Genomic DNA, 755 nt, shown 5'->3' on the forward strand with positions numbered 1-755 from the left:
AGGTGCCCGGTCCAGGCCGCCACCACCGCCTGCGTGCACGCCGACAGCGACGAGTCGCGCACCGTCAACGCCTCGTAGTAGGCGAAGTTGCGCCGCATCTGCTCCGGCGTGAAGGCGTCCGGCCGCAGCTGCATCGCCAGCACCAGGTCCGCCTGCTTGATCACCTGCTTGCGGTACAGGTCGAAGTAGGGGACGTTCAGCAGCAGCGGGTACTTCTCCGGCGGCGTGTTCTCGAAGTCCCACACCTGGTGGTGGGTGAACCCCTCCGCCTGCGGGTGCACCCCCAGCACCTCGTCGAACGGGATCCGCATCGACTTCGCCGCGTCCCGCCAGGACGCCATCTCCTCCGCGTTCACCCCGAGCCGCGCCGCCGCCCGCGCGTGCCGCGCCGCGGTGTCCGCCGCCACCCGCAGGTTCTGCTGCGCCATCAGGTTGGTGTAGACGTTGTTGTCCACGATCGCGGTGTACTCGTCCGGCCCGGTCACCCCGTCGATGCGGAACTCCCCCGCCGAGTCGTGGTGGCCCAGGGAGCGCCACAGCCGGGCGGTGGCCACCAGCAGCTCCAGGCCCACCTCCCGCTCGAACACCACGTCACCGGTGGCCGCCACGTGCCGGCGCACGGCGTCGGCGATGTCGGCGTTGATGTGGAACGCCGCGGTGCCGGCGGGCCAGTAGCCCGAACACTCCTGGCCCCGGATGGTGCGCCACGGGAACGCCGCCCCGCGCAGGCCCAGCTGCTCGGCGCGCTCGTAGGC

1 pseudogene is annotated in these 755 nt (G+C 71.8%); it reads right to left on the minus strand.

Annotated elements, in window-relative coordinates:
- Positions 1–755, minus strand: a pseudogene (locus ABEA81_RS42360) (family 65 glycosyl hydrolase); the annotation flags it as partial.

Origin of the sequence: Pseudonocardia adelaidensis, from assembly GCF_039543345.1 — a bacterium.
In the GTDB taxonomy this organism is placed as follows: Bacteria; Actinomycetota; Actinomycetes; order Mycobacteriales; family Pseudonocardiaceae; genus Pseudonocardia; species Pseudonocardia adelaidensis.